The following is a 16,809-nucleotide window of genomic DNA, read 5'->3' as shown; positions in this document are numbered from 1 at the left end:
GATGAGTATCCTGCGTGCTTTGCGAGAAGGAAGTGCGGACGAAGCCTTAAGCGCGGCGCAGCGCGGCGTGTGCGTGCTGGCGTTGTCCGCGCTGGCGGCGTGTTCGACGCGCATGGACATGGCGCCGGTCGTCGACAGAACGGGCGCGCCCATCGGCACGACGGCAGCGCAGACGCCGGACAACGGCCCGCCGCCGCCGGGCTATTACCGTGTGAAGCCGGGCGACACCCTATATCGGATCGCACTGGAAAACGGTCAGAATTATCACGACATCGCAGCGTGGAACAACCTGACCAACCCGAACCAGATCGAAGTCGGCCAACTGATGCGCGTGGCGCCTCCGGGCGCGAATGTCGCGGCGGCGACGCCCGGTGTGGCGACCGCGCCGATCGTGGGCGGCGGCGTGCAGACGCAGCCGTTGAATGGCGCGAACGCGTACGCGAGCCCGCAGCCGGGTGCGACCGCGCAGCCGCCGTATTACGGCGCCAACTCGGGTATGGGCGCGGCGCCGGGAACGGCCGGCGCGGCGGCGGGCATGGCATCGGCGCCTGGCGTGCCGGGCGCGGATGCGAACGCGGCGGCGCCAGCGGCCCAGCCGGCGTTCATCTGGCCGGCGCGCGGTCCGATTCTCGGCACATTCAACGAAGCGAGCAACAAAGGTTTGAACATTGGCGGTGCGGCGGGAGATCCGGTCAACGCGTCGGCGGATGGCCGAGTGGTTTACTCCGGAAATGGGCTGCGCGGCTACGGCAATCTCATTATCATCAAACACGACGCAACTTTTCTGACAGCGTACGCACATAACCGTGCTTTGATGGTAAAAGAGGGAGACGCGGTAACTAAAGGGCAGAAGATCGCTGAGATGGGGAACAGCGATTCGGACCGCGTGATGTTGCATTTCGAAGTTCGCCGGCAGGGAAAACCTGTTGACCCACTGAAGTATTTGCCGCCGCAATAAAGCGAAACCATCATGCCAAAAACGAAGCGCCGCCTGCCGCAAGCCGAGACTGAGACGATCAGCCGACCTTTGCAAGTGTCGGTGGAAGACGGTGCTTCGACTCAAGACGAGGACATCGACAATGTCGATGTCGACGTCGATTCGGACGAAGAAGGCAACAGCCGCGGAAAAAGCAGCGACGAAGCAGCGGAAGGCGCAAACGATTCCGCGCCCGACGCCGACGATTTCCGCTCGCTTTTGCAGGCCGAGCTCACCGCCGACACGATCCAGCATTACCTGAACCGCATCAGCGTGAAGCCGCTCCTGACCGTCGAGGAAGAGCAGCGCTATTCGCGACTCGCGAAAGCCGGCGAATTCGACGCGCGCCAGGTGATGATCGAGCGCAATCTGCGGCTCGTCGTCAGTATCGCGAAGGGATATCTCAATCGCGGCGTGCCGTTGCTCGACCTGATCGAGGAAGGCAATCTCGGCCTCATGCACGCAATCGAGAAATTCGATCCGACGCGCGGTTTCCGGTTTTCGACCTATGCCACTTGGTGGATCCGCCAGAGCATCGAGCGCGCGATCATGAACCAGGCGCGCACGGTGCGTCTGCCGGTTCACGTCATCCGCGAGTTGAACCAGGTGCTGCGCGCGAAGCGCCATCTGGAAAAAAATTCCGCCAATTCGAATGACAGCGTCGCGCCCGAACGCCGCGACGCGAGCATCGACGATATTGCGTATCTCACCGGCAAGACGCCCGAGGAAGTCACCGATATCCTCGCGCTCAACGAACACACGGCTTCGCTCGACGCGCCGCTCGACCTCGATCCGGGCAGCAGCCTGCTCGATCTCCTTTCCGACGATCAGAGCCAGTCGCCGGACGCGGAAGTGCAGCATCGCGAACTCGAATCGCTCACGCGACTGTGGCTCTCGCGTCTGTCCGACAAACACCGGCATGTGATCGAACGGCGTTTCGGGCTGAACCACATCGAGCCCGCGACGCTCGAAGAACTCGCCGACGAAATGGGCCTCACGCGCGAGCGTGTGCGCCAGATCCAGCAAGAGGCGCTCGTGCGTCTCAAGCGCTTTTTCGCATCCAACGGCGTTCGCAAGGACGCCGTGCTTTAACGCTTCGGCGACGCCCTTCGGCTTGGGGCGTCGCGCTCCAGGATTCAATGACACCGATTCTCGTTTTCGACATCGAGACAATCCCCGATGTCGACGGCATTCGCCGTCTCGAAGATTTGCCCGACGATCTCTCCGACCGCGAGGTCGCCGAACATGCGTTCGAAGCGCGCCGCGAGCGCGTCGGCAATGATTTCTTGCCGCATCATCTGCAGCGTGTCGCGGCGATTTCGTGCGTGTTTCGCGACAACAACGGCTTTCGCGTGCGCTCGCTCGGCACGACGGCCGACGGCGAGGCCGCGCTCATCCAGTCGTTCTATCGCGTGATCGAGAAATACACGCCTCAGCTCGTGTCGTGGAACGGCGGCGGCTTCGATCTGCCCGTGCTCCACTACCGCGCGCTCGTGCACGGCATCGCCGCGCCGCGCTACTGGGATCTCGGTCAGGACGACCGCGAGTTCAAGTTCAACAACTACATCAGCCGCTATCACATGCGGCACATCGACCTGATGGACGTGCTCGCGATGTATCAGGCGCGCGCCAATGCGCCGCTCGATGCGCTCGCGAAGCTATGCGGCTTTCCCGGCAAGCTCGGCATGGACGGCGGCAAGGTCTGGGAAGCGTATTGCGACGGCCATATCGACGAAATCCGCAACTATTGCGAGACCGACGTCGTCAACACGTATCTGATGTACTGTCGTTTTCAGATGATGCGCGGCGGCTTCACGCCCGATGAGTACGCGGACGAAATCAACTTCGTCAAGAATGCGCTCGCGCAGGAGACTTCGCCGCACTGGGCGGAGTATCTGGCGGCGTTCGTCGAATGAGAGCGTGACGTTCGTCTACAATCTCGCCTTTGCCCCACGATAAGTCAGGAAGTACGCAGGTGTCCGAAGCCGCTCGAAAAACCCAGCATCGCCGCCGCGCCGCGCCGGCGAAATCCGTCACGCCCGATCCGAACTTCGTCGCGCCCGAAATCGAAATCGAGTCGCTCGACATGGAAGCGCGCGGCGTCGGTCGCACGGTCAACGAAAACGGAGAGCCGGGCAAGGTCATCTTCGTCGAAGGCGCGTTGCCGGGCGAACGTGTCAGCTATTCGAGCTACCGCAAAAAGCCGAGCTTCGAGCAGGCGCAAGTGGTGAGCGTGCTGCGCGAGAGCGTGATTCGCGCGAAGCCGAAGTGCCAGTTTTTCGGCATTTGCGGCGGCTGCTCGATGCAGCATCTGGATGTTCGCGCGCAAATCGCCGTGAAGCAGCGCGTGCTCGAAGACAACCTGCAACATCTGTCCAAACTGCGCGCCGAAACCATGTTCCGGCCGATTCACGGGCCGTCGTGGGGATATCGCTATCGCGCGCGCCTGACCGTGCGGCACGTCGAAAAGAAGGGCGGCGTGCTGGTCGGCTTTCACGAGCGCAAGAGCAGTTACGTCGCCGACATGACGAGCTGCGAAGTGCTGCCGCCGCATGTTTCCGCGATGCTCGTGCCGCTGCGCCATCTGGTGGCGGGCCTGTCGATTCGCGATCGCATGCCGCAGATCGAGCTCGCGGTCGGATCGGACGTCACGGCGCTCGTGCTGCGCATTCTGGAGCCGCTGACCGAAGCCGACGAAGGGCTGCTGCGCACTTTCGCCGATGCGCACGGCGTCCAATGGTGGCTCCAGCCGAAAGGACCGGACACGGTTTATCAGTTCTATCCGCTCGATAGCGAGCTCGCTTACACGCTGCCGGAATTCGATATCCGCATGCCGTTCAAGCCGACCGACTTCACGCAGGTGAATCACCAGATCAATCGCGTGCTGGTGAGCCGGGCGCTCAGCCTGCTTGCTCCGGAGAAGTCCGATCGCGTGCTCGACCTTTTCTGCGGCATCGGCAATTTCACGCTGCCGCTCGCGCGGGTGTCGCGTGAGGTTGTCGGGATCGAAGGCAGCGAAGCGCTGACGGCCCGCGCGTTGGAGAACGCGAAGGCGAATGGCGTCGATGGCCACACGTCGTTCGCGTGCCGAAATCTCTTCGAAGTGACCGCCGACGACCTGCGCGCGCTTGGCCGCTTCGACAAGTTTCTCATCGATCCGCCGCGCGAAGGCGCGCTCGCCGTGTCGAAGGCGCTCGCGGACATCGCCCAGAGCGGCGATGGACCGTTGCCCGAGCGCATCGTCTATGTGTCGTGCAATCCGGCGACGCTCGCGCGCGACGCCGGCCTGCTCGTGCACGAAGCGGGTTATCGGATGAAGGGCGCGGGCGTCGTGAACATGTTCCCGCACACGTCGCACGTCGAATCGATTGCGTTGTTCGAGCGCGACTGATCCGGCTGCGGCGCTTCGCAGGCACAAAAAAACCGGCCCGAAGGCCGGTTTTTCGTTTCTGCCGCGTTTGGCGCGCTTAGTTGCGGTTGCCGCCGAAGATGCCGAGCAGCGCCAGCAGGTTCGTGAACACGTTATACAGGTCGAGATAGATCGCGAGCGTCGCGCTGATGTAGTTCGTCTCGCCGCCGTTCACCACGCGCTGCACGTCGAACAGCATGTACGCCGAGAAGATCACGATGGCGAGCACGGAGATCGTCATCATGAGCGCGGGCAACTGCAGGAAGATGTTCGCGAACGCCGCCAGCAGAATGACGATCACGCCCATGAACAGGAACTTGCCGAGGCCCGAGAAATCGCGCTTGCTGACGGTCGCGATGGTCGCCATGGCCGCGAAGATCACGCCCGTGCCACCGAAGGCCATCATGATCAGTTGCGGTCCGTTCGAGAACCCGAGAATGAAGCTCAGGAGACGCGAGAGCATCAGGCCCATGAAGAACGTGAAGCCGAGCAGGACGACCACGCCCATGCCGCTGTTCTTGGTTTTCTCGATGGCGAACATGAAGCCGAACGCGATCGCGAGGAACGCGATGAAGCTCATTGCCGGGCTGGTAGCCGCGAACAGCGAGAAGCCCGTCGCGACGCCGACCCATGCGCCGAGCACCGTCGGCACCATCGAGAGCGCGAGCAGCCAGTAGGTGTTGCGCAGCACGCGGTTGCGCACCTCGACCGAGGTGACGCTGCCATTACGGCCAAAGCTGTAGGGTGATTCGTTCATGGTTTCTCCTTGCTCCAATTGTCTGTCGTTCGGTCTTCCCGCGACTTCGTCATATACGAATGATAAGGTGCGCGGACTTAAGCCAATATTAGAACCGCTTGGTGCCCGCGCCGCGCTGCGTGCTTCCGGTTGCAATGCAGCGTTTTGTTCCAATATGGCCCCGGCGCGCGCCGAATTCAATAGCCCGAAAGGCCAGTTCGGCCGTCCGGACAGCCAAGTCCTCGCAGGGTTTGATCCTTACGATGCCGTAAGGTTTCAATCGCAATCATACATTGCTTCGTGCTACAATTGTCGATTCGTTTTAATCCGTAAACCGTTCATTTTTTGGAGTTTTTATGGCGATCGAGCGCACCCTGTCGATTATCAAGCCGGACGCAGTGGCAAAGAACGTTATCGGCCAGATCTACAGCCGTTTCGAGAACGCAGGTCTGAAGATCATTGCGTCGCGCATGGTTCATCTGTCGCGCGCCGACGCCGAGAAGTTCTACGCCGTGCACGCCGCACGTCCGTTCTTCAAGGATCTGGTCGAATTCATGATCTCGGGTCCGGTGATGATTCAAGTCTTGGAAGGCGAGAACGCCATCCTGAAGAATCGCGACCTGATGGGCGCGACCGACCCGAAGAAGGCGGACAAGGGCACGATCCGCGCCGACTTCGCCGACAGCATCGACGCGAACGCGGTTCACGGTTCGGACGCGCCGGAAACGGCAGCGCAAGAAGTTGCGTTCTTCTTCCCGCAAGTGAACGTCTACTCGCGTTAATTTTCGCGTTGAAAGCCGCGATGGCTGTTCGGTCATCGCGGGCATCGCGCCTCGACGCAATAAAAGCGGTACGAAAAGAAGCAGAAATTGGCGCGAACGGTCCCGGGAAGATACCGGGCTTCGCAATCTGAAATGGCAGAACTTGACATGACGAGCAGCACCACCGTCAATCTCCTCGATCTCGACGCCGCCGGGCTCACCGCGTACTGCGCGAGCCTGGGCGAAAAGCCGTTTCGCGCCAAGCAATTGCAGCGCTGGATCCACCAATATGGTGCTGAAGACTTCGACGGCATGACGGATCTCGCGAAATCGCTGCGCGAAAAACTCAAGGGCCGCGCCAACATGGCGATGCCCGACATCATCAGCGACCACGTTTCCGCCGACGGCACCCGCAAATGGCTGGTCGACGTCGGCAACGGCAACGCGGTCGAAACCGTGTTCATCCCCGAAGAGACGCGCGGCACGCTGTGCGTGTCGTCGCAGGCGGGTTGCGCGGTGAACTGCCGGTTCTGTTCCACCGGCAAGCAGGGCTTTTCCCGAAACCTGACGACGGGCGAGATCATCGGCCAGTTGCGCATGGCGGAGTTCGCGCTGCGCAAGTCGCTCGGGCGCGAAGTCGGCGGGCCGGGCAAGGGCGAGCGCGTCGTCACGAACGTCGTGATGATGGGCATGGGCGAGCCGATGCTCAATTACGACGCCGTCGTGCCGGCCATGCGCCTGATGCTCGACGACAACGCCTATGGCTTGTCGCGCCGTCGCGTGACCTTGTCGACCTCCGGCGTCGTGCCGATGATGGACCGCCTCGCGGCCGACCTGCCGGTGGCGCTCGCGGTATCGCTGCACGCGCCGAACGATCCGCTGCGCGACATGCTGGTCCCGCTGAACAAGAAGTACCCGCTGCGCGAATTGATGGCCGCGTGTCAGCGTTATCTGAAGGTCGCGCCGCGCGACTTCATCACGTTCGAATATTGCATGCTCGACGGCGTCAACGACACCGAAGCGCACGCGCGCGAATTGCTTGCCGTGACGCGCGACGTGCCGTGCAAGTTCAATCTGATCCCGTTCAATCCGTTTCCGGAGTCGGGGTTGACGCGCTCGAAGAACGAGCAGATCAAGCGGTTCGCGCAGGTGTTGATCGATGCGGGCGTCGTAACGACCGTGCGCAAGACGCGCGGCGACGATATCGACGCTGCGTGCGGTCAACTCGCGGGCGCGGTGCAGGACCGCACGCGTCTTGCCGAACGCATGGGCCGTGCAGGCAGCAAGACGATCGAGGTGCGGGCGGTCTGACCGGGCGTCCGCATCGAAAAAAGCCGCAGCGGAGGGCGCAGCAAGCGTCTGGATGCGGCGCTAAAAGCCGAACATTTTGTTATAAAGCGGTCTGCAATGGCGCTGCGGTTGTATCGTGCACGGGGTTTTTGGAACCGAACGACGCAACAGCGCTATATAGAAGAATCGATGCGAGGAATTTGGCATGAGTGAGCCGCAGCACCCGACGCCTTTCGGCAGTCATTCCGGCAACAACCGGTCCGGCAGTCAGTACGACGGCCTGGGCGACGCGGAAAGGGCGGCATCGAATGCGAGCCAGGCGGGGAATCTGGACTCGATACAGGCGGTCGGCGCGCGTCTCGCGCAACTTCGCCAGGCGAAAGCATGGTCGATCGACGACGTTTCCGCGCGTCTCAAGGTGTCGCCGCCGAAACTGCTCGCGCTCGAAGCGGGCGATATCAGCCAGTTGCCCGATCGCACGTTCGCGGCGGGCATCGTGCGCAGTTACGCGAAGATTCTCGGCGCCGATCCGGCGCCGTTCACGCAGGCGTTCCGGCGCAGCGGCGATGACATCGCGCAGAATCTGAAGGTGCCGGCGTCGGCGGGCGCGGGTCTGCCGCGCGGACGCGTGTCGGTGCCGCTCGGCAATTCGTCGGGCCGCAAGCGCTCGTGGATGTGGGGCGTGCTCGCCATCATCGTCGTGCTGGCCGTGCTCGTGATGTGGCACACCGGCGGCGATTCGAACAACTGGCTCGCGCGCCTCAAGGCGACGACGGGCATCGGTCTGTCGTCGACGTCCGCGCCTGCTTCGGCATCGAACGAAGCGTCGGGCACGACATCCGCGCCGACGCCCGACGAGGCCGCGGCCGCCAACACCGGCGAAGCGTCGCTGCCCGAAGTGGCGGCCGGCCCCGGCGAGCAGCCGATGCCGCGTCCGCTCGGCACGAATGCGCTGCCGGCTTCGTCGTCGACGCTGTCCGCGGTGCAGGGCGCGAGCGCGCCGGCTGCGGCGGCGCCCGCATCGGCCGCGAAGCCTGCTTCGGCTGTTGCGATGGCGGCGTCGGCTCCGGCCGTCGCGGGCAGCGGTTCGAGCGCGATCGAATTGAAAGTGAAGGAAGATAGCTGGTTCAGCGTGCGCGGCAAGGACGGCAAGGAACTGTATTCCGGACTCGTGCGCGCGGGCAACACCCAGCGCGTGGAAGGCGAGGCGCCGTTCAAGGTGACCGTCGGCAACGTGAAGGGCGTCGAGTCGCTGTCGGTCGATGACGAGCCCGTCGACGCCAAACGCTATTCGTCCGCACGCGGAAACGTCGCGCGTCTCTCGCTGCCTTGAGCTTGCGAGATCGATCTGTCCAGCGCGGCGGACAAGTCGAGGGCGTCACGGTGCAAGCCGTGACGCCCGTTTGAGGTTCCACACACGCGACCGGCGCCGTATCGGCGGCAAGGTTGCCAAAGGGTTTTTCGATGCAATCCGAAGCTCAATCCCTGATCAACAGCAAGATTTGTTCGACCGAGCCGGTCTTCGGCGGTCCGTTGACGCGCCGGTCATCGCATGCCGTCGACGTGCGCTGGGGTGGCCAGCTCGTGACGATCGGCGGCGATTCGCCGGTGCGCGTGCAGTCGATGACCAACACCGACACGGCGGACGCGATTGGCACGGCCATCCAGATCAAGGAACTGGCGCAGGCGGGCTCCGAGCTCGTCCGCATTACGGTGAATACGCCGGAAGCGGCGGCGGCCGTGCCGCATATCCGCGAGCAGCTCGATCGCATGGGCGTGACGGTGCCGCTCGTCGGCGATTTCCACTACAACGGCCATCTGCTGCTGCGCGATCATCCCGCGTGCGCCGAGACGCTGTCGAAATACCGGATCAATCCGGGCAACGTCGGCCAGGGCGCGAAGCGCGACACGCAATTCGCGCAGATGATCGAAGCCGCGATCGAATACGACAAGCCGGTGCGTATCGGCGTGAACTGGGGCAGTCTCGATCAGGATCTGCTCGCGCGCATGATGGACGAAAACGCCGCGCGTTCGAATCCGTGGGAACTGCAAAGCGTGATGTACGAGGCTCTGATTCAATCCGCGGTCGGCTCGGCGGAGCGCGCCGTCGAACTGGGTCTCGGCCGCGACAAGATCATCCTGTCGTGCAAGGTCAGCGGCGTGCAGGATCTGATCGCCGTGTATCGCGAACTCGCGAAGCGTTGCAGCTTCGCGCTCCATCTCGGCCTGACCGAAGCGGGCATGGGCTCCAAGGGCATCGTTGCATCGACGGCGGCGCTTTCGGTGCTGCTGCAGGAAGGCATCGGCGACACCATTCGCATTTCGCTCACGCCGGAACCGGGCGGCGCGCGCACCGGCGAAGTCGTCGTCGGCCAGGAAATCCTGCAGACGATGGGCCTGCGCTCCTTCACGCCGATGGTCATCGCGTGTCCCGGCTGCGGCCGCACGACGAGCACGCTGTTCCAGGAGTTGGCGTCGCAGATTCAAAGCTACTTGCGCAACTCGATGCCCACGTGGCGCGATCAGTACCCCGGCGTCGAGAAGATGCACGTCGCGGTGATGGGCTGCATCGTCAACGGGCCGGGCGAATCGAAGCACGCCAATATCGGCATCAGCTTGCCGGGTTCGGGCGAGAATCCGGCGGCGCCCGTGTTCATCGACGGCGTGAAGGTGAAGACGCTGCGCGGCGAGCGCATCGCCGAGGAATTCCAGCAAATCGTCAGCGACTATGTCGAGCGTACCTATGGGCAGCGCGTCGAGACGTCCGCGGCATCACTCTAAAGACAGATGACTGAACAGAAGAAACGGCTCGAGAAACTGAGCGGCGTGAAGGGCATGAACGACATCCTCCCGCAGGATGCCGCGTTGTGGGATTTCTTCGAAACCACCGTCAAGTCGATGCTGCGCGCATACGGCTATCAGAACATCCGCACGCCGATCGTCGAGCACACGCAGTTGTTCACGCGCGGCATCGGCGAAGTGACCGACATCGTCGAGAAGGAGATGTACAGCTTCACCGACGCGCTCAACGGCGAGCATCTGACGATGCGCCCGGAGAACACCGCGGCGGTCGTGCGCGCGACCATCGAGCACAACCTGTTGTACGACGGCCCGAAGCGTCTGTGGTACGTCGGTCCGATGTTCCGTCATGAGCGTCCGCAGCGCGGGCGTTATCGCCAGTTCCATCAGGTCGGCGTGGAGGCGCTTGGCTTCGCCGGGCCGGACACCGACGCCGAAATCATCATGATGTGCCAGCGTCTGTGGGACGACCTCGGACTCACCGGCATCCGCCTCGAACTGAATTCGCTCGGTCAGGCCGAAGAGCGCGCGGCGCATCGCAAGGAACTGATCGCGTATCTGGAAAAACACGTCGATTCCCTCGACGAGGAAGCGAAGCGCCGGCTCTACACGAACCCGCTGCGCGTGCTCGACACGAAGAATCCGGCGATGCAGGAGATCGCGCAGAACGCACCGAAGCTCGTCGACTTTCTCGGCGACGCATCGCGCAAGCACTTCGAGGGCGTGCAGCGTCTTTTGAAGGCGAACAACATTCCCTTTACGATCAACCCGCGTCTCGTGCGCGGTCTCGACTACTACAACCTGACCGTGTTCGAGTGGGTCACCGACAAGCTCGGCGCGCAGGGCACGGTCGCGGGCGGCGGTCGCTATGATCCGCTGATCGAACAGCTCGGCGGCAAGCCGACGGCCGCGTGCGGCTGGGCCATGGGCGTCGAGCGCATCCTCGAATTGCTGAAGGAAGAGCAGCTCGTGCCGGAAGCCGAAGGCACGGACGTCTATGTCGTGCATCAGGGCGAAGCGGCGGCGGAGCAGGCGTTCATCGTCGCCGAGCGGCTGCGCGACACGGGTCTCGACGTCATTCTGCATTGCAGCCCGGACGGCGCGTCCGCGAGCTTCAAGTCGCAGATGAAAAAGGCCGACGCGAGCGGCGCGGCGTTCGCCGTAGTGCTCGGAGAGGACGAACTCGCGCAAGGTATGATCGGCGTCAAGCCGCTGCGCCGCTCGATCGACGAAACGTCTGGCGGACAAAAGAACGAGCAAGTGAACGTTCGGGCGGAAGACTTGACCGAATACCTAATCAATGCGATGGTTGCAACCGCCGATGACGAGGGTGCCTGAGATTCAGGCGCATTGCCGCGCGCGTGGGCCTGATCGGGGCGATCCGGCATCGTGCGCGGAACTCGTTGAGGGAATTGAAACGCAGGAAGGAATAGCTGGACGATGAGCTATCACGACGAACAAGAATCACTTGAAAGCGTAAAGGCCTGGTGGGCCAAATGGGGTAACACCACGACGTGGGTTGTGCTCGTGGCGCTCGTCATTGCGGCCGGGTACAACGGATGGAATTTCTGGCAGCGCCGTCAGGCCGCCGAGGCGTCGGTGCTTTACGACCATCTGCAGCAGGCAGTGGACGGAAACAATCAGGCGTTGGTCCAGCGCGTCGCGACGGACATGGAAGACAAGTTCGGCGGCACCGGCTACGCGCAGATGACCGCGCTCGCGGCCGCGAAATCGCTCTACATGGCGGGCAACACGGCTGGCGCGAAGGCGCAACTGCAATGGGCCATCGACCATGCGAAGGACGAAGAGTACAAGCAGATCGCGAAGCTGCGTCTGGCGCTCGTGCTGCTCGACGAGAAGAACTACGACGCGGGCCTGAAACTGCTCGCCGAGCAGCCTCTCGAAGCGTTCAAAGGCGTGATCGCGGACCGCCGTGGCGACCTGCTCGCAGCTCAAGGCAAACGCGACGACGCGCGCGCGGCCTACAAGGTCGCGCTGACGGCGCTGCCCGAGAACGACACGTCCGCCCGTCAGCTGATTCAGTTCAAGCTCGACGCGCTCGGCGGCTGATCCGGCTGGTTTCCAATCGGTTCGTCTTCGATCCCTGCCATCAGTCAATCAAGCCGCCCGCCACGGTGTCGCCATGAAGCGACGCGGCGGGCAGCGCCGATCAACCCAATTCACCAATTCATGTTGCGTCCACCGATGACATTTTTGAAACGCTACGCCGTGCCGCTCGCTTGCGCGATGACCGTCTTGTTGACCGCTTGCTCGTCGACCAAGGATGAACGCCGCGTGCCGGTACCGCTCGCGGAGTTCAAGCCGGTGCTGAACGTCAACCAGGCGTGGAAGGCAAGCGTCGGCAAGGCTGGCCGTTATCTGTTCTCGCCGGTCGCGGTCGGCGATTACGTTTATGCCGCGGGCGCGAACGGCTCCGTCGCTAAAATCGACGCGAAGACCGGTCAGGACGTCTGGCGGGTCAAACTGAAGGACGATCTGTCCGCGGGCGTCGGCAGCGACGGCAATCTCACGGCCGTAGGCGGTCTGAAGGGGCAGGTCGACGTGCTCGGCCCCGACGGCAAGCTGCTGTGGACAGCAACCGCGCCGGGCGAGATCGTTTCGCCGCCGCTGGTCGGCAACGATCTCGTGATCGTGCGTACGATCGACGGCAAGGTCATCGCGTTCAACGCGCAGACCGGCGAGCAGAAGTGGATCTTCCAGTTGCGCGCGGTGCCACTGAATCTGCGCGTCGCGGCCGGCATGACGTTCGCGGCCAATCAGGCTGTGCTGGCGGGCTTCCCCGGCGGCACGTTCGCGGCGATCAACCTGCAATCGGGCGATGCCTTCTGGCAAGCGCCGGTGTCGTATCCGAAGGGCGTGACCGAAGTCGAGCGCATCAACGACGTGACCGGCGCGCCGGGACTCGTCGGCGCGCAGACTTGCGCGGTGACGTTCCAGGGCCGTATCGGCTGCTTCGATGCAAATTCGGGCCGCCCGGTTTGGGAAAAGAACTTTTCGAGCGACAGCGGCCTGGCTCAGGACGAGCAGATCGTGGCCGCCGGCGACGACTGGTCGGTCGTCAATGCGTTCCGCGCGTCGGATGGCACGCCGCTCTGGAAGACGGACGTGCTGAAGAACCGCAGTGTCAGCGTGCCGTACATTCTCGGCCGCGCGGTCGTCGTGGGCGATTACAAGGGCTTCGTGCACTTCCTGAACGTGGAAAACGGCGAACTGATCGGCCGCGCGCCGACCGATGGCAGCGCGATCACCGCTGCGCCCGTGATGGCGGGCAACACGCTCGTCGTGCAGACGCATGACGGCGATCTCTACGGTTTCCGTCCGAGCAACTGATCGCAGCCGGACCGCGAGCGAGTCAGGCTTGCTCGCGGTCCTGAATAGCAAGCGCGCCGTCGATGTTGCGCGGCGCGGCAGGCTCGCCACGGCGAGCCGCACGAGAAAGAAGCGCTGCGTCATGCGCGCATCGCGATAAAACCCGCATGCAAAAGCAGGGTCGCAAGAACGAAGCGCGACGCGCGAAGGCGTCGTGCAAGAAGAGCCTCGAACGAGGCGGAACCGGCGAACGACCGCCGACGATCCGGCCGACCAGCGCGCCTCGCGTGCGGCAGGCCGAATCCATGCTAATTTTCGACAAGCGCAGCCATTGCGCGGCGTAGCGGAACGCAACGAGACGGTTGTACCGCCCGTTCCGCGTTCGCCTTGCGTTCAACCTTGAACAAAATCAGATGAAACCCGTGATTGCCCTCGTCGGGCGCCCCAATGTTGGGAAATCGACTCTTTTCAACCGGCTGACGCGCTCGCGCGACGCGCTCGTCGCGGATTTGCCGGGCCTGACGCGCGACCGTCATTACGGCGAAGGCCGTGTGGGCGGCGAACGACCGTATCTCGTGGTGGACACGGGCGGCTTTGAGCCGGTGGCGAAGGACGGCATTCTGCACGAGATGGCGCGGCAGACGCGCCAGGCGGTGGAAGAGGCCGATATCGTCGTGTTCATCGTCGATGGACGCAATGGGCTCGCGCCGCAGGACAAGGCGATCGCCGACTATCTGCGCAAGACGGGCCGGCCGCTCTTTCTCGTCGTCAACAAGGCCGAAGGCATGAAGTACTCGGCGGTCGCGGCGGACTTCTACGAGCTCGGTCTCGGCGATCCGCGCGCGATCTCGGCGGCGCACGGCGACGGCGTCGTCGAAATGATCAACGACGCGCTGGATATCGCGTACAAGGATCAGCCGGAAGAGTCGGAAGACGAGAAGGCGAAACATGGCGTCAAGATTGCGATCGTCGGGCGTCCGAACGTCGGCAAGTCGACGCTCGTGAACACGCTGATCGGCGAAGAGCGGGTGATCGCGTTCGACATGCCGGGCACCACGCGCGATTCGATTTATGTTGATTTCGAGCGACAAGGCCGCAAATACACATTGATCGACACGGCCGGCCTGCGTCGGCGCGGCAAGGTGTTCGAAGCGATCGAAAAGTTTTCGGTCGTGAAGACGCTGCAGTCGATCGCGGATGCCAACGTCGTCATTCTTCTCCTCGATGCGCAGCAGGACATCTCGGAACAGGACGCGCATATCGCCGGTTTCGTGGTCGAGCAGGGCCGTGCGCTCGTGGTGGGCGTGAACAAGTGGGACGGTCTCGATTCGCATGTGCGTGAGCGCACGAAGTCGGACCTGACGCGCAAGCTCAAGTTTTTGGACTTTGCTAAATTCCACTACGTTTCGGCGCTGGAGAAGACGGGCATCGGCGCGTTGATGAAATCGGTCGACGACGCCTACGCCGCCGCGATGGCCAAGCTGCCGACGCCGAAGCTGACGCGCGCGCTCATCGAGGCGGTGGAATTCCAGCAGCCGCGCCGGCGTGGCCCGGTGCGTCCGAAGCTGCGCTACGCGCATCAGGGCGGGCAAAATCCGCCGATCATCGTCGTGCACGGCAACGCGCTCGACGCGATCACGGACACGTACAAGCGATATCTGGAAGGGCGCTTTCGCGAAACTTTTGGGCTCGCCGGCACTCCACTTCGCATAGAGTTTCGATCGAGTCGAAACCCTTACGCGGACAAGGAGTAAGAGCCGCGTGAAGCCTTACGCTTCGGTGCCGCTGGCCATTTGGCCGATCCGGCTACTGAAACGTAAAACAGCGAAAATCAGCTATAGTGTAGCGATTGTCGGCGGATCTCTTTTTCTTCGTCCACAATACTTCCAACCTGCAAAAAAACACGGAGTTTGCTATGAGCAACAAAGGGCAATTGTTACAAGACCCGTTTTTGAACGCACTGCGTAAAGAGCACGTGCCGGTCTCGATCTATCTGGTCAACGGCATCAAGCTCCAAGGGAACATTGAATCGTTCGACCAGTACGTCGTGTTGCTCCGAAATACGGTCACCCAGATGGTCTATAAGCACGCCATTTCGACGGTCGTGCCCGCTCGCCCGGTGAACTTCCACCCGGACGCTGAACCGTCCTAAACCTCGTCGCGGCCGGCGCGAAATTGCCACTTCTAATGCGAACATTAAGCAACTCGCCGGTCGCTTCAAATACTTAAACATATTAATTTGATTAACGCAGCGCTCGTCGGCATCGACTTCGGCAAGATCGATTTCGAAGCCAGTCTCGAAGAACTCAGTCTGCTCGCACAAAGTGCGGGCGCCCATCCCGCCGTCACGCTCACCGGCCGCCGTCAGAGTCCCGATGCCAAGATGTTCATCGGCAGCGGCAAGGTCGAGGAACTGCGTCTGCAGTGCGAAGCGAACGACGTCGAACTCGTCATCTTCAATCACGCGCTCGCGCCCGCGCAGCAGCGCAATCTCGAAGTCGCGCTGAATCGCCGCGTGGTCGATCGCACGAGCCTCATTCTCGATATCTTCGCGCAGCGCGCCCGCAGTCACGAAGGCAAGCTGCAGGTCGAACTCGCGCAACTGCAATATCTGTCGACGCGCCTCATTCGCGCGTGGACTCACCTCGAACGGCAGAAGGGCGGTATCGGCCTGCGCGGTCCGGGTGAAACGCAGCTCGAAACCGATCGGCGTCTGATCGGCGAGCGCATCAAGGCGCTCAAGTCGCGTCTCGAGAAACTGCGCCGCCAGCACGGCACGCAGCGACGTCAGCGCGCGCGCAATCGCACGATGTCCGTGTCGCTCGTCGGCTATACGAACGCGGGCAAGTCCACCTTGTTCAACGCGCTCACGAAAGCGCAGGCGTACGCGGCGGACCAGCTCTTCGCCACCCTCGATACGACTTCGCGCCGCGTGTTCCTCGGCGAGGAAGCGGGCCATGTCGTCGTGTCGGATACCGTCGGGTTCATCCGCGAATTGCCGCACCAACTGGTCGCCGCATTCCGCGCCACGCTCGAAGAAACCATTCATGCGGACGTGCTGCTGCACGTCGTCGATGCATCGAGCGCGGTGCGCCTCGATCAGATCGATCAGGTGAACGAGGTGTTGCGCGGCATCGGCGCGGACAACATTCGACAGATTCTCGTCTTCAACAAGATCGATGCGGTGCCCGAGCTCGCGGCCCGTGGCGAAGCGGTTGAAAGGGACGAGTATGGTAATATTTCGCGCGTTTTCTTGAGCGCACGCACGGGTCAGGGGCTCGATGCGCTGCGCGCTGCCATCGCCGAAATAGCCACGGCGGAATCCGAAGAAACCGATGCGGGCCTACCCAGCGTGCTCGCCGAATTTCCGGGGCCGCACGAGGCGTCCGAAGCAACGCAATCCACGCAGTCCGGGTCAAACGCCATACACGACACGAACGCGCAGCCGGATGACCATCGGCCGGCCGTCGAGCGTGACAATCAAAAGGTTCCCGAGCACGGACACTGA

15 protein-coding genes are annotated in these 16,809 nt (G+C 62.8%); 14 read left to right on the top strand and 1 reads right to left on the bottom strand.

Annotated features, from left to right (window positions below; translation table 11 throughout):
- Position 1 precedes the first annotated feature (1 nt).
- The 4 genes from NCS03_RS08305 to rlmD are packed head-to-tail and all read left to right on the top strand — an operon-like array spanning position 2 to position 4,367.
- On the top strand, positions 2-958 hold the full coding sequence (locus tag NCS03_RS08305) for a peptidoglycan DD-metalloendopeptidase family protein (protein WP_250529068.1): 957 nt from the start codon (positions 2-4) through the stop codon (positions 956-958).
- 12 nt (positions 959-970) lie between these two features.
- Entirely contained in the window at positions 971-2,068 is a 1,098-nt protein-coding gene (gene rpoS / locus NCS03_RS08300) for an RNA polymerase sigma factor RpoS (protein ID WP_008349362.1), read from the top strand.
- Positions 2,069-2,115: 47 nt separating this feature from the next.
- Positions 2,116-2,892, top strand: coding sequence for a 3'-5' exonuclease (locus NCS03_RS08295; RefSeq protein ID WP_008349363.1), 777 nt, complete (start codon positions 2,116-2,118; stop codon positions 2,890-2,892).
- A gap of 59 nt (positions 2,893-2,951) precedes the next feature.
- Entirely contained in the window at positions 2,952-4,367 is a 1,416-nt protein-coding gene (gene rlmD, locus NCS03_RS08290; RefSeq protein WP_008349365.1) for a 23S rRNA (uracil(1939)-C(5))-methyltransferase RlmD, read from the top strand.
- Between the two features lie 76 nt (positions 4,368-4,443).
- Here rlmD and NCS03_RS08285 read toward each other — a convergent pair whose 3' ends face one another.
- On the bottom strand, positions 4,444-5,142 hold the full coding sequence (locus tag NCS03_RS08285) for a Bax inhibitor-1/YccA family protein (RefSeq protein WP_008349366.1): 699 nt from the start codon (positions 5,140-5,142) through the stop codon (positions 4,444-4,446).
- 335 nt (positions 5,143-5,477) lie between these two features.
- Between NCS03_RS08285 and ndk the strand changes: the two genes are divergently transcribed.
- The 10 genes from ndk to hflX all read left to right on the top strand — a co-directional run bounded on the left by ndk (position 5,478) and on the right by hflX (position 16,809).
- Entirely contained in the window at positions 5,478-5,903 is a 426-nt protein-coding gene (ndk, locus tag NCS03_RS08280; RefSeq protein WP_008349368.1) for a nucleoside-diphosphate kinase, read from the top strand.
- Positions 5,904-6,050: 147 nt separating this feature from the next.
- The gene (gene rlmN / locus NCS03_RS08275; protein WP_008349370.1) at positions 6,051-7,193 is read left to right on the top strand and encodes a dual-specificity RNA methyltransferase RlmN; all 1,143 of its coding nucleotides are present in this window, start codon (positions 6,051-6,053) and stop codon (positions 7,191-7,193) included.
- Positions 7,194-7,377: 184 nt separating this feature from the next.
- Positions 7,378-8,505, top strand: a complete 1,128-nt coding sequence (locus NCS03_RS08270) for a helix-turn-helix domain-containing protein (protein ID WP_034473736.1) — start codon at positions 7,378-7,380, stop codon at positions 8,503-8,505.
- 131 nt (positions 8,506-8,636) lie between these two features.
- Complete coding sequence (gene ispG, locus NCS03_RS08265; protein ID WP_250529044.1) at positions 8,637-9,953, top strand: flavodoxin-dependent (E)-4-hydroxy-3-methylbut-2-enyl-diphosphate synthase; 1,317 nt, start codon at positions 8,637-8,639, stop codon at positions 9,951-9,953.
- 6 nt (positions 9,954-9,959) lie between these two features.
- Positions 9,960-11,309, top strand: a complete 1,350-nt coding sequence (gene hisS, locus NCS03_RS08260) for a histidine--tRNA ligase (RefSeq protein ID WP_008349374.1) — start codon at positions 9,960-9,962, stop codon at positions 11,307-11,309.
- Positions 11,310-11,411: 102 nt separating this feature from the next.
- Positions 11,412-12,041, top strand: a complete 630-nt coding sequence (locus tag NCS03_RS08255) for a tetratricopeptide repeat protein (RefSeq protein WP_008349377.1) — start codon at positions 11,412-11,414, stop codon at positions 12,039-12,041.
- A gap of 135 nt (positions 12,042-12,176) precedes the next feature.
- Positions 12,177-13,322: an outer membrane protein assembly factor BamB gene (bamB, locus tag NCS03_RS08250; protein ID WP_008349379.1), complete on the top strand. Its 1,146-nt coding sequence runs from the start codon at positions 12,177-12,179 to the stop codon at positions 13,320-13,322.
- Between the two features lie 392 nt (positions 13,323-13,714).
- Positions 13,715-15,055 (top strand): ribosome biogenesis GTPase Der, encoded by a 1,341-nt coding sequence (gene der, locus NCS03_RS08245; protein ID WP_008349381.1) that lies wholly within the window; start codon positions 13,715-13,717, stop codon positions 15,053-15,055.
- A 161-nt stretch (positions 15,056-15,216) separates the two neighbouring features.
- Entirely contained in the window at positions 15,217-15,453 is a 237-nt protein-coding gene (gene hfq, locus NCS03_RS08240; RefSeq protein WP_008349383.1) for an RNA chaperone Hfq, read from the top strand.
- Between the two features lie 87 nt (positions 15,454-15,540).
- Positions 15,541-16,809, top strand: coding sequence for a GTPase HflX (hflX, locus tag NCS03_RS08235; protein WP_008349385.1), 1,269 nt, complete (start codon positions 15,541-15,543; stop codon positions 16,807-16,809).

Origin of the sequence: Caballeronia sp. ATUFL_F1_KS4A (assembly GCF_023630905.1) — a bacterium.
Classification (GTDB): Bacteria; Pseudomonadota; Gammaproteobacteria; order Burkholderiales; family Burkholderiaceae; genus Caballeronia; species Caballeronia zhejiangensis.
This window is presented reverse-complemented; position numbering and strand designations above follow the sequence as displayed.